General features: G+C 61.4%; 11 protein-coding genes and 1 pseudogene. 3 read left to right on the top strand and 9 right to left on the bottom strand.

What is annotated here, in order from left to right; genetic code table 11:
- Positions 1-48: 48 nt before the first annotated feature.
- The 3 genes and pseudogenes from PSH94_RS25980 to PSH94_RS01780 all read left to right on the top strand — a co-directional run.
- Positions 49-1,059: pseudogene (locus PSH94_RS25980) on the top strand (methyl-accepting chemotaxis protein); the annotation flags it as partial.
- Between the two features lie 33 nt (positions 1,060-1,092).
- Entirely contained in the window at positions 1,093-1,965 is an 873-nt protein-coding gene (locus PSH94_RS25975; RefSeq protein ID WP_370694754.1) for a methyl-accepting chemotaxis protein, read from the top strand.
- A 144-nt stretch (positions 1,966-2,109) separates the two neighbouring features.
- Entirely contained in the window at positions 2,110-4,017 is a 1,908-nt protein-coding gene (locus PSH94_RS01780; protein ID WP_305436251.1) for a methyl-accepting chemotaxis protein, read from the top strand.
- A 15-nt stretch (positions 4,018-4,032) separates the two neighbouring features.
- On the opposite strand, the gene PSH94_RS01775 is transcribed toward PSH94_RS01780, so the two are convergent.
- The 9 genes from PSH94_RS01775 to hutG all read right to left on the bottom strand — a co-directional run bounded on the left by PSH94_RS01775 (position 4,033) and on the right by hutG (position 14,833).
- On the bottom strand, positions 4,033-4,767 hold the full coding sequence (locus PSH94_RS01775) for an amino acid ABC transporter ATP-binding protein (RefSeq protein ID WP_181080317.1): 735 nt from the start codon (positions 4,765-4,767) through the stop codon (positions 4,033-4,035).
- Positions 4,760-5,719 carry an amino acid ABC transporter permease gene (locus PSH94_RS01770; protein WP_305436249.1) on the bottom strand — a complete coding sequence of 320 codons (960 nt, stop codon included), beginning with the start codon at positions 5,717-5,719 and terminating at the stop codon, positions 4,760-4,762. Before PSH94_RS01770 ends, PSH94_RS01775 begins: the two co-directional genes overlap by 8 nt.
- Positions 5,720-5,856: 137 nt before the next feature.
- Entirely contained in the window at positions 5,857-6,654 is a 798-nt protein-coding gene (locus tag PSH94_RS01765) for a transporter substrate-binding domain-containing protein (RefSeq protein WP_305436247.1), read from the bottom strand.
- 166 nt (positions 6,655-6,820) lie between these two features.
- Positions 6,821-7,621 (bottom strand): transporter substrate-binding domain-containing protein, encoded by an 801-nt coding sequence (locus PSH94_RS01760; RefSeq protein ID WP_253510029.1) that lies wholly within the window; start codon positions 7,619-7,621, stop codon positions 6,821-6,823.
- A gap of 186 nt (positions 7,622-7,807) precedes the next feature.
- Entirely contained in the window at positions 7,808-10,378 is a 2,571-nt protein-coding gene (gene mdoH / locus PSH94_RS01755; protein ID WP_181080313.1) for a glucans biosynthesis glucosyltransferase MdoH, read from the bottom strand.
- Positions 10,371-12,050, bottom strand: a complete 1,680-nt coding sequence (locus PSH94_RS01750; RefSeq protein WP_370694753.1) for a glucan biosynthesis protein G — start codon at positions 12,048-12,050, stop codon at positions 10,371-10,373. Before PSH94_RS01750 ends, mdoH begins: the two co-directional genes overlap by 8 nt.
- Before the next feature lie 324 nt (positions 12,051-12,374).
- Complete coding sequence (gene dtd / locus PSH94_RS01745) at positions 12,375-12,812, bottom strand: D-aminoacyl-tRNA deacylase (protein WP_181080311.1); 438 nt, start codon at positions 12,810-12,812, stop codon at positions 12,375-12,377.
- The gene (gene pip / locus PSH94_RS01740) at positions 12,809-13,780 is read right to left on the bottom strand and encodes a prolyl aminopeptidase (protein ID WP_181080310.1); all 972 of its coding nucleotides are present in this window, start codon (positions 13,778-13,780) and stop codon (positions 12,809-12,811) included. The genes dtd and pip overlap by 4 nt, the downstream gene beginning before the upstream one ends.
- A 252-nt stretch (positions 13,781-14,032) precedes the next feature.
- Positions 14,033-14,833: an N-formylglutamate deformylase gene (hutG, locus tag PSH94_RS01735; protein WP_266245528.1), complete on the bottom strand. Its 801-nt coding sequence runs from the start codon at positions 14,831-14,833 to the stop codon at positions 14,033-14,035.
- Between the last annotated feature and the right edge of the window lie 9 nt (positions 14,834-14,842).

Genomic DNA, 14,842 nt, shown 5'->3' with positions numbered 1-14,842 from the left:
CGATAACTCCTGAATAAGTCCAAGCCTTGTTCCAGGGGAGTTTGCAGCATGTACCGTTGGTTAGCCGAAAAACTGGGAAATGTCAGCGTTAAAACCAAGCTGGCCGTGGGCTTCGGCCTGGTGCTGCTCTTGACCTTGATGATCACGCTCACCGGCTGGACCGGCCTGTCGGGCGTGATCAGTCGCGGTGACAAGCTGGGGTATATCGCCAGCCTCAACGACCTGACCAAAGACTTGCGTATCGCACGCATGGATTACGAAATGCGCCGTGGCGAACAGGGCACGACCGCCGTCAACGGCCTGCTGGATAAATTGGACGGCGGCCTGAAAACCGCGCGCACGCTGATCGAGCAGCCTGCCGACATTGCCCTGATCGACGAACAATTGGCGGCGGTCGACGCCTACAAGCGCGCGTTCGACGCCATGGCGCAAGCCGGTGCCAACCGCGAAAACGCCCGCAGCAAATTGGGCGATACCGCCGACAATGCGGTGCTCAAGGTCGCTGAAGTTGAAAAGGCTCTGCTGCAAGGCGACAGCGTCAGCCAGTTCAACAGCATCGTCGACCTGAGCAAGCTGATTCAGCAGGCCCGCTTCCAGGTGCGCGGCTACACCTACAGCGGCAAAGTCGAAGCCGAACAACCCGCGCTGGATGCCATCGACAACGCCTTGAAGAAAATCACCAGCCTCAATGGCCAACTCCCTGATCAATTTTCGACCAACCTGCAACAGGCCAGCGTCTCGCTGCAAGCCTACCGCGCCGCAGTCAGCCAATACCGCGATTCCCAGGTAGCCAGCGCCGCCGCGGTAAAAATCATGGGCGCACAAGGCGATACCTTGCTGGACCGCAGCGACAAGTTGACCGCGTCCCAGACCGTCGTGCGCGACACCGATGCCGCCCACGCAAAAAACCTGTTGTTGCTCGCCACCGTCCTGGCGCTGATCGTAGGCCTGGTGGCCGCATGGGCCATCACCCGCCAGATCATCATTCCACTGGAGCAGACCCTCAAGGTCGCCGAACGCGTCGCTTCAGGCGACCTGAGCCACAACCTGACCTCACTGCGCCAGGACGAACTGGGCCAATTGCAGCGCGCCATGCAGAGCATGACCGTGGGCCTGCGCGAGTTGATCGGCGGCATCAGCGAAGGCGTCACCCAGATCGCCAGTGCCGCCGAGCAACTGTCGGCCGTGACCGAACAGACCAGCGCCGGGGTCAACAGCCAGAAGGTCGAGACCGATCAGGTGGCCACCGCGATGAACGAGATGGCTGCAACGGTGCAGGAAGTGGCACGCAACGCCGAAGAAGCCTCGGAAGCCGCCGTGGCGGCGGACCAGCAGGCTCGCGAAGGCGACAAAGTCGTCAACGAAGCCATCACGCAGATCGAACGCCTGGCCACCGAGGTGGGCAACTCCACCGAAGCCATGGGCCATCTCAAGCGCGAAAGCGACAAGATCGGCAGCGTGCTCGACGTGATCAAATCCGTGGCCCAGCAAACCAACCTGCTGGCCCTTAATGCGGCCATTGAAGCCGCACGCGCCGGTGAAGCCGGGCGCGGTTTCGCGGTCGTGGCCGATGAAGTGCGCAGCCTCGCCCAGCGCACCCAGAAGTCCACCGAAGAGATCGAAGAACTGATTGCCGGCCTGCAAAGCGGTACCCAGCAAGTGGCGAGCATCATGGACAACAGCCGTGGCCTTACCGACAGCAGCGTCGAACTGACCCGCCGCGCCGGCAGCGCCCTGGCCAGCATCACGCGCACGGTATCGACAATCCAGGCGATGAACTCGCAGATCGCCACGGCCGCCGAGCAGCAGAGCGCGGTGGCCGAAGAGATCAACCGCAGCGTGCTCAACGTGCGCGACGTGTCCGAGCAAACCTCGGCCGCCAGCGAAGAAACCGCCGCCTCCAGCGCCGAGTTGGCCCGCCTGGGCGTTTACTTGCAGACCCTGGTCGGACGCTTCCGCATCTGATCCGTCCTGCGCGACGGCCGACCCTGGTCGTCACGCAGGGCAAGTTGTGAAATTTCCTACGCGGTTATCAGCCCCTCGGGTCTCCGAATCGATTTAGCGTTTCTTGCGTCGAGAAGCGCTTTTTTCAGATTAGGAGCTCATCCCATGTTTCCTCAACTGATCCGCTTGCTGGTCAATGCCAGCGTCCGCATCAAACTCGCCCTGGGCTTTGCCCAAGTGCTGTTGCTCAGCCTGGTGATTGCGGTGACAGGCTGGCAAGCCCTGAATGCCGCGTTGTTTCGGTCGGGCAACCTGACCGTTCTGGGGCAATTGGCCGTGTCGGCCGAGGCCATGCGTGCCGACCGTATCCTTTATCGAACCCTCAGTGACGCCGCCAGCCTGGGCAAAATGAATGCGCAGATCGCGGCTATCGATGAGCACCTGGGCTACTTGTCCCAGACCCTCAAAGACCCCAACGACCTGCAACACATCAGAGAAGCGGAGCGCCTGGTGGCGCTTTTCAAAGAAGAGATCAGCGAGTTGCCCGACTTGATCGAGCACCGTGAAAGTATTCGCCCGCCCCTCAAAAAAGTCTCGCTCCAGGCCAGCGACACCCTCGCGCAACTGGCCAGCGAATTGCCCGACCAGGAGGATCAGAGCGCCCTCGACACCATCGAGGCATTGCGTCAGGCCATGGAGCACGCGGAGGATCGCGCCCAGAGCCCGGCCTGGGCCGCCACGTCGTTGCAAGCCTACACCGAGGCCGTCGACCGGACACTGGAGGCGCTGAACGTTGCGCTGACGGCCGTCACCCGCCTGCCGGTGAATTCAACATTGCTCAAAACCGACCTGAACAACTACCGCACCCAGTTGCTCCTGCTCAAGGAGGCCCAGGTCAAGACCGAAACCGTGCAGGACCGATTCGAACAGCAACTGGACCAGTTACTGGAGCACAGCGATCAAGTCAGCCAGGGCCAGACCGCCAAGCGCGACCTGGAGGCGGATCACACCCGCACGCTGCTGGTCAGTGTCACGGCGGCTGCGCTGCTGCTTGGGGGCCTCGCCGCCTGGTGGATTGCGCGGCTGATCACCCTGCCGTTGCGCCAGGCGCTCGCTGCGGCCAATCGCGTTGCCGAGGGCAACCTTAGCCATGATGCCGAGACACAGCGCCAGGATGAGCTGGGCCAATTACAGCACAGCATCCGGCGCATGACCCTCAACCTGCGCGAGCTGATCAGCGGCATTGGCGACAGTGCGCGACAGATCGCCGGCGCGGCCGGGCAGCTCTCCACCGTCACCGAACAGACACGCACCGGGGTGAACAATCAGAAGGAAGAAACCGACCAGGTCGCCACCGCCATGAACCAAATGCTCGCCACCGCCCAGGAAGTCGCCCGGCATGCCGAGCAAGCCTCGCAGGCGGCCAATGAAGCTGACCTGCAGGCCAGCGCCGGTGACAAAGTGGTCGCGCAGGCGATCGAGCAGATCGGCAACCTGGCCAGTGAAATGGAGCTTTCCGGCCAGGCGATGCTGAAGCTGCAGCGGGAAAGCCAGAAGATCGGCAGCGTGCTGGACGTGATCAAGTCGGTGTCGCAGCAGACCAACCTGCTGGCATTAAATGCGGCCATTGAAGCGGCCCGCGCAGGGAGTGCCGGCCAAGGCTTTGCGGTAGTCGCCGATGAAGTGCGCAGCCTGGCCCAACGCACCCAGGAGTCGGCCGAAGAAATCGAAGGCTTGATCCTCGGATTGAACAACGGCACCCAGCAAGTCGCGGACATCATGGACAGCAGTCGCAGCCTGACCGACCACAGCGTGCAGTTGACCCGCGACGCCGGCGACGCACTGATGGCCATTGCCCGCACGGTGTCGGTCATCCAGGAAATGAACCCGCAGATTGCCGCAGCCGCCGAGGAACAAAGCGCGGTAGCCGAAGAGATCAATCGCAGCGTATTGAAGGTGAGGGACGTATCCGAACAAACCGCCGCCGCCAGCGAAGAGACCGCGGCGGCAAGCGTTCAGTTGACCCGGTTGAGCCTGGATCTGCAGACGCTGATCGACAGATTCAAGCTCTAAACCGGCCTGACAGCACTACAGAACCTGACGCAGGAACGCTTGGGCGCGAGGGTCTTTGGGCGCCTCGAAAAACTCCGCCGGCGCCGCGTCTTCCAGCAACTTGCCGTGGTCGAAAAACAGCACCCGGTCGGCCACTTCGCGGGCAAAGCCCATTTCGTGGGTGACGCAGACCATGGTCATGCCTTCCAGGGCCAGGGTTTTCATCACGTCGAGTACTTCGCCGACCATCTCCGGGTCGAGCGCCGACGTGGGCTCGTCGAACAGCATGACCTTGGGTTCCATCGCCAGCGCACGGGCGATGGCGACGCGCTGCTGCTGGCCGCCGGACAAACGGGACGGAAACTCATTGGCTTTTTGCGCAATACCAACCTTCTCCAGCAGCGCCAGGGCCTTGGCCTCGCGCTCTTGCTTGCCGCGCTTGCGCACGACCTTCTGCGCCAGGCACAGGTTCTCCAGCACTGTCATGTGGGGGAACAGGTTGAAATGCTGGAACACCATACCGACTTCACGGCGGTAGGCATTCACATCGGTTTTCGGATCGGCCAGTTGCAGGCCGTCGATGCTCACCGAGCCCGAGTCGAATTCTTCCAGGCCATTGAGACAGCGCAGGAACGTCGATTTGCCGGAGCCGGACGGGCCGATTACCACCAGCACTTCGCCCCTGGCCACCTGGGTGGTGACGTTATCCACCGCGCGCACCACCTGGCCACGGGTGTCGAAGACTTTTACCAGATCGCGGACTTCAATCACTTTGCGCGAGCCTCCGCTCAAGCCGGCTAGCCATTTTCGACAGCGGCAGGTTGATCAGCAGGTACAACCCTGCGACGCAGAACAGGATTTCGAACGGCGAGAACGAGGTGGTGATCACTTCGCGGCCGCTCTTGAGCAGTTCGGTGATGGCGATTACCGACACCAGCGAGGTGTCCTTCACCAGGCTGATAAATTGCCCGGCCAGCGGCGGCAGCACGCGCTTGAACGCCTGCGGCAACACAACGTGGCGCATCGACTGGCTGGCACTCAGGCCCAGGGAGCGTGCGGCTTCGTCCTGGTCACGGGTGATGGACTGCACGCCGGCGCGCACGATTTCCGCCACATAGGCCCCGGTGAACAGCGACAGTGCGGCGATCCCGGCAAACTCGCGGGACAGGTTGAGCACCGTGCCGATAAAGAAATAGAAAATGAAAATCTGCACCAGCAGCGGCGTGCCGCGCACCAATTCGACGTAGAGCGTCGACAGGTCACGCAGGGTCGGGTTGCTGGACAAGCGGCACAAACCGGTCGCCAGGCCAATCGCCAGCCCGAGAATGCCGGACACCACCGACAGCCACAGCGTGGTCCACAAGCCCCACATCAGCGGGCCCAATGCCCAATGCCGGTTTACGCCAATGACATCGCCTTCGGCGACATCGTCACCACGGGCCACGTGCAGGCTATTGTCGGCGACCGTCACCTTTTGCTCGGCGCCTGCGTCATTGCGCAGGGTCACTTCGGCCACGTCGCCTTTGCGGACCAGCTTGATGACGGTGGAGATGTCCGCTGCACGCTCGGCTTGCTCGGCCTGATAAGCGAAGTACTGCGGCACGCGGTTCCAGCGCCATTCGTAGGACATCAACGAGGTGGCGTAGTACAGGGCGCCCGCCAGGCCGACCAGCACGACCACGGTCAGCAGGTGCCAGGGCCATTGGGCTTTTTTCTGTTTCATTTCACTTTCCGGATGTGTGTTGCCTGGCAGGCCGCCATCGTGGGCAAGCCCCACTCCCACAACTTGACCGAGTTCCAACTGTCGACGGTGGGAGCGGGCTTGCCCGCGATGGGCGCTACGCGGTGTTCAGTCAGACCTTATTCCATGTCCTTGAGCCACTCGGAGCTCTTGAACCACTTGTCATGGATGCGATCGTAGGTGCCGTCGTTCCTGATCTGGTGCAGGAAGTTGTTGATGTAGTTGATGCTGTCGTAGTCGCCTTTCTTTAAACCAAATGCCAGAGGCTCGAAGGTGAAGGGTTCTTCCAGGAACACCAGCTTGCCATTGCCGACTTTCTTCTCGGCCACCACGTTATATGGAGCGTCATACACAAAGGCATCGGCCTTGCCGTTGACCACGTCCAGCACGCCTTCCTGCTCGTTGTCGTAGCCATGGTACTTGGCCTTGGCGATCAGCTTTTTGGCGACCATTTCCCCGGTGGTGCCGAGCTTGGAGGTCAGGCGGTATTTCTCGTCGTTCAGGTCTTTGTAGGACTTGATGGTGCCTTCCAGGTCCTTGCGAATCAGCAGGGTCTGGCCGACCACGATGAACGGGTCGCTGAAGTTGAGGCGCAGGTTGCGCTCCTGGGTCAGGGTCATGCCGCTGCCGATCATGTCGAACTTGCCGGTCAGGAAGGCCGGGATGATGCCGTCGTAGCCGGTGGAGACCAGCTCCAGCTTGACGCCCATGGACTTGGCCAGGGCCTTGAGGATGTCGACTTCGAAGCCAATGATCTCGCCGCGCTTGTCCGTCATTTCGAACGGCATATACGTCGGGTCCATGCCCACTTTCAACGTGCCGCGCTTGACCGCATCGTCGATGGCGCCGGCCTGGGCCGCATGGGCGGCAACCAGTGCGGTGACGCCCAGCAGCAGCATCGAAAGATACTTTTTCATCATCAAGTCCCCTGAACCATTCTTATAAGGTCGGCGCGCAAAAGGGCTGCACCATTTCGGGGTGCGATCCTAACCCACTCGCCGCCTGTCACAAAGGTTTCACAGGCAATTGTTGTCGGCGCTTGTCGGAATACCTGCAAGACACCGATGTGCAAACCCTCAGCGGTCAGTCGACGCCCACCAGCCAGCCCGTGTCCTTGAACCACTTGTCATGCAGGCGATCGTAGGTGCCGTCCTGGGCCACTTGATTGAGAAAGTGGTTGATCCAGTTGAGACTGTCGAAATCGCCTTTTTTCAAGCCGAAGGCCAAGGGCTCAAAGGTGAACGGCTGCTCCAGCAGCAATAACCGGCTATTTTGCATCCGGCTCAGGGCGATCAGGTTGTAGGGCGCGTCGTGGATAAACGCATCGGCGTTTCCGTTGACGACTTGGCGCACGCCCTCCTCCGGGGTGGCAAAGCTGCTCAATCGGGCCGCTGCCAGGAAGCGTTTCGCCGCGACTTCGCCGGTGGTGCCCTCGGTAACAGCGATGCGATAACCGGCATCGTCCAGATCTTCCACGCTGGTGACTTTGCCGGCCAGGCTTGGGTGCAGCAGCACGGTCTGGCCGACCACGATGAAGGAGTCGCTGAAGTTGAGCTTCAGGTTGCGCTCCTGGGTAACGGTCATGCCGCTGCCGATGATGTCGAATTTTTTCGCCAGCAGCCCCGGCAACAGCTCGGTATACGGCACGGCGACCAGCTCAAGCTCGACGCCCATGGCTTGACTCATTTCCTTGAGCAGGTCGATTTCAAAACCGACGATGCGGCCCTGCTTATCGGTCATTTCAAAAGGAATGTAGGTGGGCGTAGTGCCTACTTTCAGCACGCCCCGCCGCACAGCATCGTCAATGGCGCCCGCCTGCGTCACGCCGTTGTGAATCAACGCGACAGCCCCCATCAGCAACGCCGAACAGTACCTTTTGATCATGAATCCCCCTGTGGCCGAGTCGAATTTGGGGGCGATCCTAACCTACTCACGGGCACGTCAATACGCCCTGGAACCGGGTATTTTGTTTCGAAATAACAAGAGGTTACGGCGATAAGAGGCAAGCGGTAAGCGCTGTAGGAACTGCGCTTGAAACACCCCCGAGGTGAGCCCTCGGGGGTGTCTGAATCAGGCTGGTTGGGCCTGGGACGACTGCGGTTGCAACGGCAGCAACGGCGCGTGAGGGTCGGCCTTGATCGAGTCACGCCAGGCGGCGAGCCATTCGGGATGCCCTTCGCTCCAGACCTGCTCGTGCAGGCGAGCCAGGGCCACCGGGTCGCTGAGCAAAGCCACGCGTTCGGCATTGTTGAGGCCGGCGGGACCGACCTTCAAGGCATGACGAACCCGTTCGGCACGCAGGTACTCGATCGGCTCGGCCTGGCCGTGACGCGACGTCGCCAGTGCACAGGCCAGGGCATTCTGCTGCGGGTCGACCACCGAGCGCACGAAGCCGTCGTGCAGCGCGTGCCAACGGTTCTCGTGGGTGTACTTGTCGGTCGACAACAGCGCCTGCGGCGGATTGTATTCCTCAGGAATGAGGAACAGGCTCTCATCGCGGGACTTGATGCCCAGATTCACCCGGCTGGAGATCACCGACACCGGAATCGACAACATCAGCGAACCGACGATCGGCACCAGCCACCACAGGAAGCTTGGGTTCAACCACACCACCAGCAAGGCCCACAGGAAGCCCAACAAGGTTTGCGTGCCGTGGCGTTTAAACGCCTCGCCCCACGTGGTGGAGTCGTCATCTCGCTTGGGCGAATTCCAGGTCGCGGCCCAGCCGAGGAAGGCGGCGAGCACGAAACGGGTGTGGAAAATCATCCGCACCGGCGCCAGCAGCATGGAGAACAGCATCTCCAGCAGCATCGACATCGTGACCTTGAACTTGCCGCCGAACTCTTTCGCGCCCTTGGCCCAGATCAGGATGATGCTCAGCAGTTTAGGCAGGAACAACAGCACGATGGTGGTGGAGAACAGCGCCACCGCCTTGTCCGGATGCCATTGCGGCCACAGCGGGTAAAGCTGGCGCGGCGCCATGAAGTACTGCGGCTCCATCAGGGTGTTTACCGCCAGCAGCGCGGTGGACAGCACCAGGAACAGGAACCACAACGGCGCCGACAGGTAGGACATCACGCCGGTCAGGAACACCGCACGGTGTACCGGGTGCATGCCTTTAACCAGGAACAGACGGAAGTTCATCAGGTTGCCGTGGCACCAGCGACGGTCACGCTTGAGTTCGTCCAGCAGGTTCGGCGGCAGTTCTTCATAGCTGCCCGGCAGGTCGTAGGCAATCCACACGCCCCAGCCGGCACGGCGCATCAGCGCCGCTTCAACGAAGTCGTGGGACAGGATGGACCCGGCGAACGCACCTTTACCCGGCAACGGCGCCAGGGCGCAGTGCTCGATAAACGGCTTCATGCGGATGATAGCGTTGTGACCCCAGTAGTGGGATTCACCCAGCTGCCAGAAGTGCAGGCCGGCAGTGAACAGCGGGCCGTACACGCGGGTGGCGAACTGCTGCATGCGCGCATACAGGGTGTCCATGCCCGACGCACGTGGCGCAGTCTGGATAATCCCGGCATCCGGCGTGGCTTCCATCAGGCGTACCAGGCTGGTCAGGCATTCGCCGCTCATGACGCTGTCGGCGTCGAGCACCACCATGTACTTGTAGTCACCGCCCCAACGACGGCAGAAGTCGTCGAGGTTGCCGCTCTTGCGTTTGACGCGACGACGGCGACGGCGATAGAAGATCTTGCCGAAGCCACCGGCTTCGCGGCACACGTCGAGCCAGGCCTGCTGTTCGGCGATGCAGATGTCGGCGTCGTTACTGTCGCTGAGCACGAAGAAGTCGAAACGGTCCAGGTCACCGGTGGCGGCCACCGATTCGAACGTGGCGCGCAGACCGGCGAATACCCGGGGCACGTCTTCGTTGCAGATCGGCATCACCAGCGCGGTACGGGCGTCTTTCGGAATCGGCTCGTCACCGGCACTTTTACCGGAGATCCGGTATTTATCGTGACCGGTGAGCAATTCGAGGAAGCCCATCAGCGCCGTCCAGAAACCGGCCGACACCCAGCAGAACAAAATCCCGAACATGATCAGGATGCTGGTCTGCAGCGCGTAGGGCAGCACCTGGGTCGCGGTCTGCAGCAGGGTCTGGTTGCGGATTTCGTCGAAGTCGACCAGCGACCAGCCCTGGTACGGCATGATGCCTTTCATGTACCAGCCGGCCACGATGGTCTGGCCCAGCATCAGCACCAGCAGGATGTAGCGGCGGATCGAGCCGACGGTGCGCCAGCGCGCGGCCGGCAGTACGCGTTCATCCTTCGGCGGCTTGGGCGGGTTGCTGCGCCCGGTGATGCGACGCCAGCCGCGCACCAGGATATTGGTGCGCCACGGCTCCGGCACTACGCGGGTACGACGGATCGGCGGCGTGGCCTTAAGGCACACGCGACCGGCGGCGTCGACCGCAAGCATTTCCGCGTCCTGCAGCTCTTCGGCGGTGTTGAGCGTCAACCGGCGGCCAACCGACGCCTGTGCGGCGTCGACCGGCGCGTCGAAGGTTGCGGACGACAGGCGCTCGTGCAGTTCGGCGAAGGAGGTGCAGCCCGCCAGTTCGGCGCGCTGCTCTGGGGTCATCGGGAGATGCGCCAGATACTCGGACAGAGTCTCTGGCTGGGCTTGGGAATTACTCATCGGCAGGCAACTGATAGCTCCAGGTTTCGGTCAGGACTTCTTCAGTCTTGATCGGCTCCGGTGTGGCTGGGGCAGCTTCCGGCTGCTTGGCTTCCTTGTCCTTGGCGTCTTTTTTGGCCTGCTTCTCATGTTGCTTGGCCAGGACCTTGTCGGCCTTGAGAACCTGGGTGGACACATGCTCAGGCTCGGCCGGAGCAACGTCCTGCACCAGGGCAGCACGCATTTCGGTCGGCTTGCTCGCGTCCTTGATCTTCATGCGCAGGGTCAGGCGCCAGCCTTTGGTGTGCTCGTTGTAACGCACGCTGTTTTCAACCAGTTCAGCGTTGTCACCCACGCTCACCTGGCTGCGCACGGGCGCATCCGGCAGCAGTTTTTTCAGGGACGGGCCTTCGAAGTCCACCAGGTACGCGACGCTGCCATCCGGCTGACGGATCAGGTTGGATTGCTTGACGTCACCGGTCGAACGCAGGGTCTGCTTGACCCACGCGCTGTCCGGCGAGTGGAACGCGGCGTCGTCGAGGGTCCAGTGCAGGCGGTAGGCGACGTCGAGCGGCTGGCCGACTTCCGGCAGTTTTTCCGGGCTCCAGAACGCAACGATGTTGTCGTTGGTCTCGTCGGCGGTCGGGATCTCAACCAGGTCCACGGAGCCTTTGCCCCAATCGCCTTCAGGTTCGATCCAGGCGCTTGGACGCTTGTCGTAGTTATCGTCCAGGTCTTCGTAGTGGCTGAAGTTGCGGCCACGTTGCAGCAGACCGAAACCACGCGGGTTTTCTACGCTGAAGTTGCTGACCGACAGGTGTTTAGGGTTGTTCAGTGGACGCCAGATCCACTCGCCGTTGCCGGCATGGATCGACAGGCCACTGGAATCATGCAGCTCGCGACGGTAGTTGAGCACCTTGGACGGCTGGTTCGCGCCGAACAGGAACATGCTGGTCAATGGGGCAACGCCCAGCTTGCTGACCTTGTCCCGCAGGTACATCTGGGATTTGACGTCGACCACCGTGTCGGTGCCCGGACGCAGGGTCAGGCGATAGGCGCCGGTCGCGCGTGGCGAGTCCAACAGGGCGAAGATCACCAGGTGCTTGTCACCCGGCTTAGGACGCTCGATCCAGAACTCGGTGAAGCGTGGGAACTCTTCGCCGGACGGCAGCGCGGTGTCGATCGCCATGCCGCGGGCGGACAGGCCATACACCTGATCCTTGCCCACGACGCGGAAGTAGCTGGCGCCGAGCATGGTCATGATTTCGTCTTGCTTGTCGCCCTTGTTGATCGGGTAGAGCACACGGAAACCGGCATAACCCAGCTGTTCGGTGGCTTTAGGGTCAAATTTCACGTCGCCGAAGTCAAAACGCGACGGGTCGTATTTGATTTCCTGGACGCTGTCAGCGGTCACTTCGTTGATTTTCACCGGTGTATCGAAGTGCATACCCTGGTGATAGAAGGACAGCTTGAACGGGGTGTTTTGATCGGCCCACTCGGCTTTTTCATTGCGGAAACGAATCTTCTGGTAGTCCGCGAACTTCATTTCGCGGAATTCGTTCGGCAGATTGCTGCGCGGAGCTTCGTATTTCTGCCCAGCCAGCTCTTTTGCCTTGGCCGACACATCATCCAGATTGAATGCCCACAGTTGACCCGCGCCGAACAGGCAAAACAGGGCAGAGCCCGTCACCAGTGCGTTTCGTAACCGTTTGGCAGACAATTTTGGTGCATTACAGGGACTAACAATCACGAGCAACCCTCGCCGAAAACAGATCAAAAAACCAACGGCCAGCTATCTATATGCCAGGTTGGCGAGCATTGTTCCGACTCCCCTGGGTCAAAATGATTCCCCAGTGGATGTCGGACAAGTCTCTACCTAAGTCAAAAATGGACCAAACAACGCTGATCCCCGTAGCGCGCGATTATCTAGTAGCCCGCGAGACAACGCATCAGGGGCAACGAAGTATTTGTAGCGAAATCCTGCGTTTTTAAGCATTAAAAGTCGTTTTCAATACATTCACGTCTGCAGGAGGAAGGTCACAGGGCCATCATTGACCAAATGCACCTGCATATCCGCGCCAAAACGGCCCGAAGCCACCTTGCCATGCAATTGTTGCGCTTGTAACAGCAAGTGATCAAAAAGCGCCGCTCCCAGGGCCGGAGGGGCCGCTGTGGAGAAGCTGGGCCGCAACCCGCTCTTGGTGTCCGCCGCCAGGGTGAACTGCGAGACCAGCAGCAATCCGCCGTCAATGTCCTTGAGCGACAGGTTCATCTTGCCTTCGTCATCGCCGAACACCCGATAGTTCAGCAGCCGGTGCAGCAGTTTGTCGGCGCTTTCGGGCGTATCTGAAGGCTCCACCGCCACCAGCACCAGCAACCCCTGGTCGATGGCACCCACGGTTTCACCCGCCACCTCGACTCGGGCGCCAAGCACCCGCTGCAGCAGGCCCTTCATGCTTCTTCAGGCGGCAGGTCGAGCAAACGCCGGGCCATTTCGCCGGTCGCGCGTACCAGCGCATCCGTGATGCCTGGCTCGGACGCCGCATGGCCCGCCTCGCGGATCACCTGCAGCTCGCTGTTGGGCCACGCCTGGTGTAATTCCCAGGCGTTATCCAACGGGCAGATCATATCGTAGCGCCCGTGGATGATTACGCCAGGCAGGTGCGCGATCTTGTGCATATCGCGAATCAGCTGGTCAGGCTCCAGGAACGAGTGGTTGGTGAAGTAATGGCACTCGATGCGCGCAATCGACAGCGCCCGCTGCGGCTCGGAAAACCGCTCCACATGCTGCGGGCTCGGGCACAGGCCGAGCATGCGCCCTTCCCAGCCGGACCAGGCCTTGGCCGCGTGCATCTGGGCGATCTGGTCATTGCCGGTGAGGCGTTTGTGATACGCCGCGATCATGTCGTGACGCTCGTCGGCCGGGATCGGCGCGATGTAATCCTGCCAGTAATCCGGGAACAGGCGGCTCGCGCCTTCCTGGTAGAACCAGTGAATGTCCTGCGGGCGGGCCAGGAAGATGCCGCGCACGATCAGGCCATGCACGCGCTCGGGATGGGTCTGCGCATAGGCCAGCGCCAGGGTCGAGCCCCAGGAACCGCCGAACAGCACCCATTTATCGATGCCCAGGTGCTCGCGGATGCGCTCCATGTCGGCGACCAGGTCCCAGGTGGTGTTGTTCTCCAGGCTGGCGCGCGGCGTAGAGCGACCGCAACCGCGCTGGTCGAAGGTAACGATGCGATACAGGTTGGGATCGAAATAGCAACGGCTTTGGGCATCGCAACCGGCGCCGGGGCCACCATGGATGAATACAACCGGCAAGCCTTCGGGGGAGCCACTTTCATCGACATACAGGGTATGCGTGTCATCGACAGCCAGATCGTGCCGGGCGTAGGGTTTGATCTGCGGGAACCAAGTCTGCATTGCGCGCTCCGTAGGGGTTCGGGTTCATCCCTGGGGGGACGTCTATTATTCTGCCGTCTGGCACTATAAACCCGAATTGTGCAATGAGCATGTCCTTGAGCGCTTAGACCTGTGTCAGCCCTTCGCCCAGCTTAGGAAGGCTTAGCCAGCCATTGGTGGGATAAGTGCCTGGCAGGGTGCAATCCAGGGCAGGCCCCTCCCACGGTTGGGGCTGTCTTGGGCTGAGGGCAAGACCTGCGCTGCAGATCCTGCCTAGCCGTAACGCTTGCGCCCCCAGGCCAGCAGGCCTTCGAGCAACTGTTTCAACACCACCTGCGTCGGCTCGGCCAGGTCGGCGCGGTACTTGAACGGTTCGAACTCCTCCATATAGGTGCTCTGGCACAATTCCAGCTGCACGGCGTGGATATTCTCGGCCGGGTCGCCGTAATGCCGGGTGATATGCCCGCCCTTGAAGCGCCCGTTGAGCACATGGGTGTACTGCGGGTGCCTGGCGCAGATGGCTTCCAATTGGCCGGCCAGTTCCGGGGCGCAGGCCGCGCCGTTGAAGGTGCCGAGGTTGAAGTCCGGCAGTTTGCCGTCGAACAGGTGCGGGATCACCGAGCGAATCGAGTGCGCATCGAACAGCAGCGCATAGCCGAACTCTGCCTTGAGTCGTGCCAGCTCCTCCTGCAGCGCGCGGTGGTAGGGGCCCCAGATTTTCTGCAGGTAGGTCGCCCGTTCTTCCTCGGAGGGTTCCTGGCCTTCCAGAAACAACGGCACGCCATCGAACAGGGTTTTGGGGTACAGGCCGGTGGTGGCGCCGGCATACAGCGGCGTGTCGTCGGACGGTCGGTTCAGATCGATGACAAACCGCGAATACTCCGCCGACAAGGTGCTGGCACCCAATTCCTCGGCAAAGTCATACAGCAAAGGAATATGCCAGTCGGTGTCCGGCAAGCTTTGCGCCTCGGGGATCAGCCCGGCCTTTACCGCAGGCGTCAGGCGCAAGCCGGCGTGAGGCATGCTGATCAGCAGCGGTGTGCGGCCTTGTTTGAAGTTCAGAACCTTATCCACAACGGTACT

Origin of the sequence: Pseudomonas sp. FP2254, assembly GCF_030687695.1 — a bacterium.
GTDB classification, from domain to species: Bacteria; Pseudomonadota; Gammaproteobacteria; order Pseudomonadales; family Pseudomonadaceae; genus Aquipseudomonas; species Aquipseudomonas quebecensis.
The sequence above is the reverse complement of the archived record's forward strand: the minus strand, read 5'-3'. Positions and strand labels throughout refer to the sequence as shown.

Excerpts from the sequence above, each read along its gene's own strand:
- PSH94_RS01780 (WP_305436251.1), top strand. The coding sequence starts at position 2,110 with ATGTTTCCTCAACTGATCCGCTTGCTGGTCAATGCCAGCGTCCGCATC.
- PSH94_RS25975 (WP_370694754.1), top strand. The coding sequence starts at position 1,093 with ATGCAGAGCATGACCGTGGGCCTGCGCGAGTTGATCGGCGGCATCAGC.
- PSH94_RS01760 (WP_253510029.1), bottom strand. The coding sequence starts at position 7,621 with ATGATCAAAAGGTACTGTTCGGCGTTGCTGATGGGGGCTGTCGCGTTG.
- pip (WP_181080310.1), bottom strand. The coding sequence starts at position 13,780 with ATGCAGACTTGGTTCCCGCAGATCAAACCCTACGCCCGGCACGATCTG.
- PSH94_RS01770 (WP_305436249.1), bottom strand. The coding sequence starts at position 5,719 with ATGAAACAGAAAAAAGCCCAATGGCCCTGGCACCTGCTGACCGTGGTC.
- dtd (WP_181080311.1), bottom strand. The coding sequence starts at position 12,812 with ATGAAGGGCCTGCTGCAGCGGGTGCTTGGCGCCCGAGTCGAGGTGGCG.
- PSH94_RS01765 (WP_305436247.1), bottom strand. The coding sequence starts at position 6,654 with ATGAAAAAGTATCTTTCGATGCTGCTGCTGGGCGTCACCGCACTGGTT.
- mdoH (WP_181080313.1), bottom strand. The coding sequence starts at position 10,378 with ATGAGTAATTCCCAAGCCCAGCCAGAGACTCTGTCCGAGTATCTGGCG.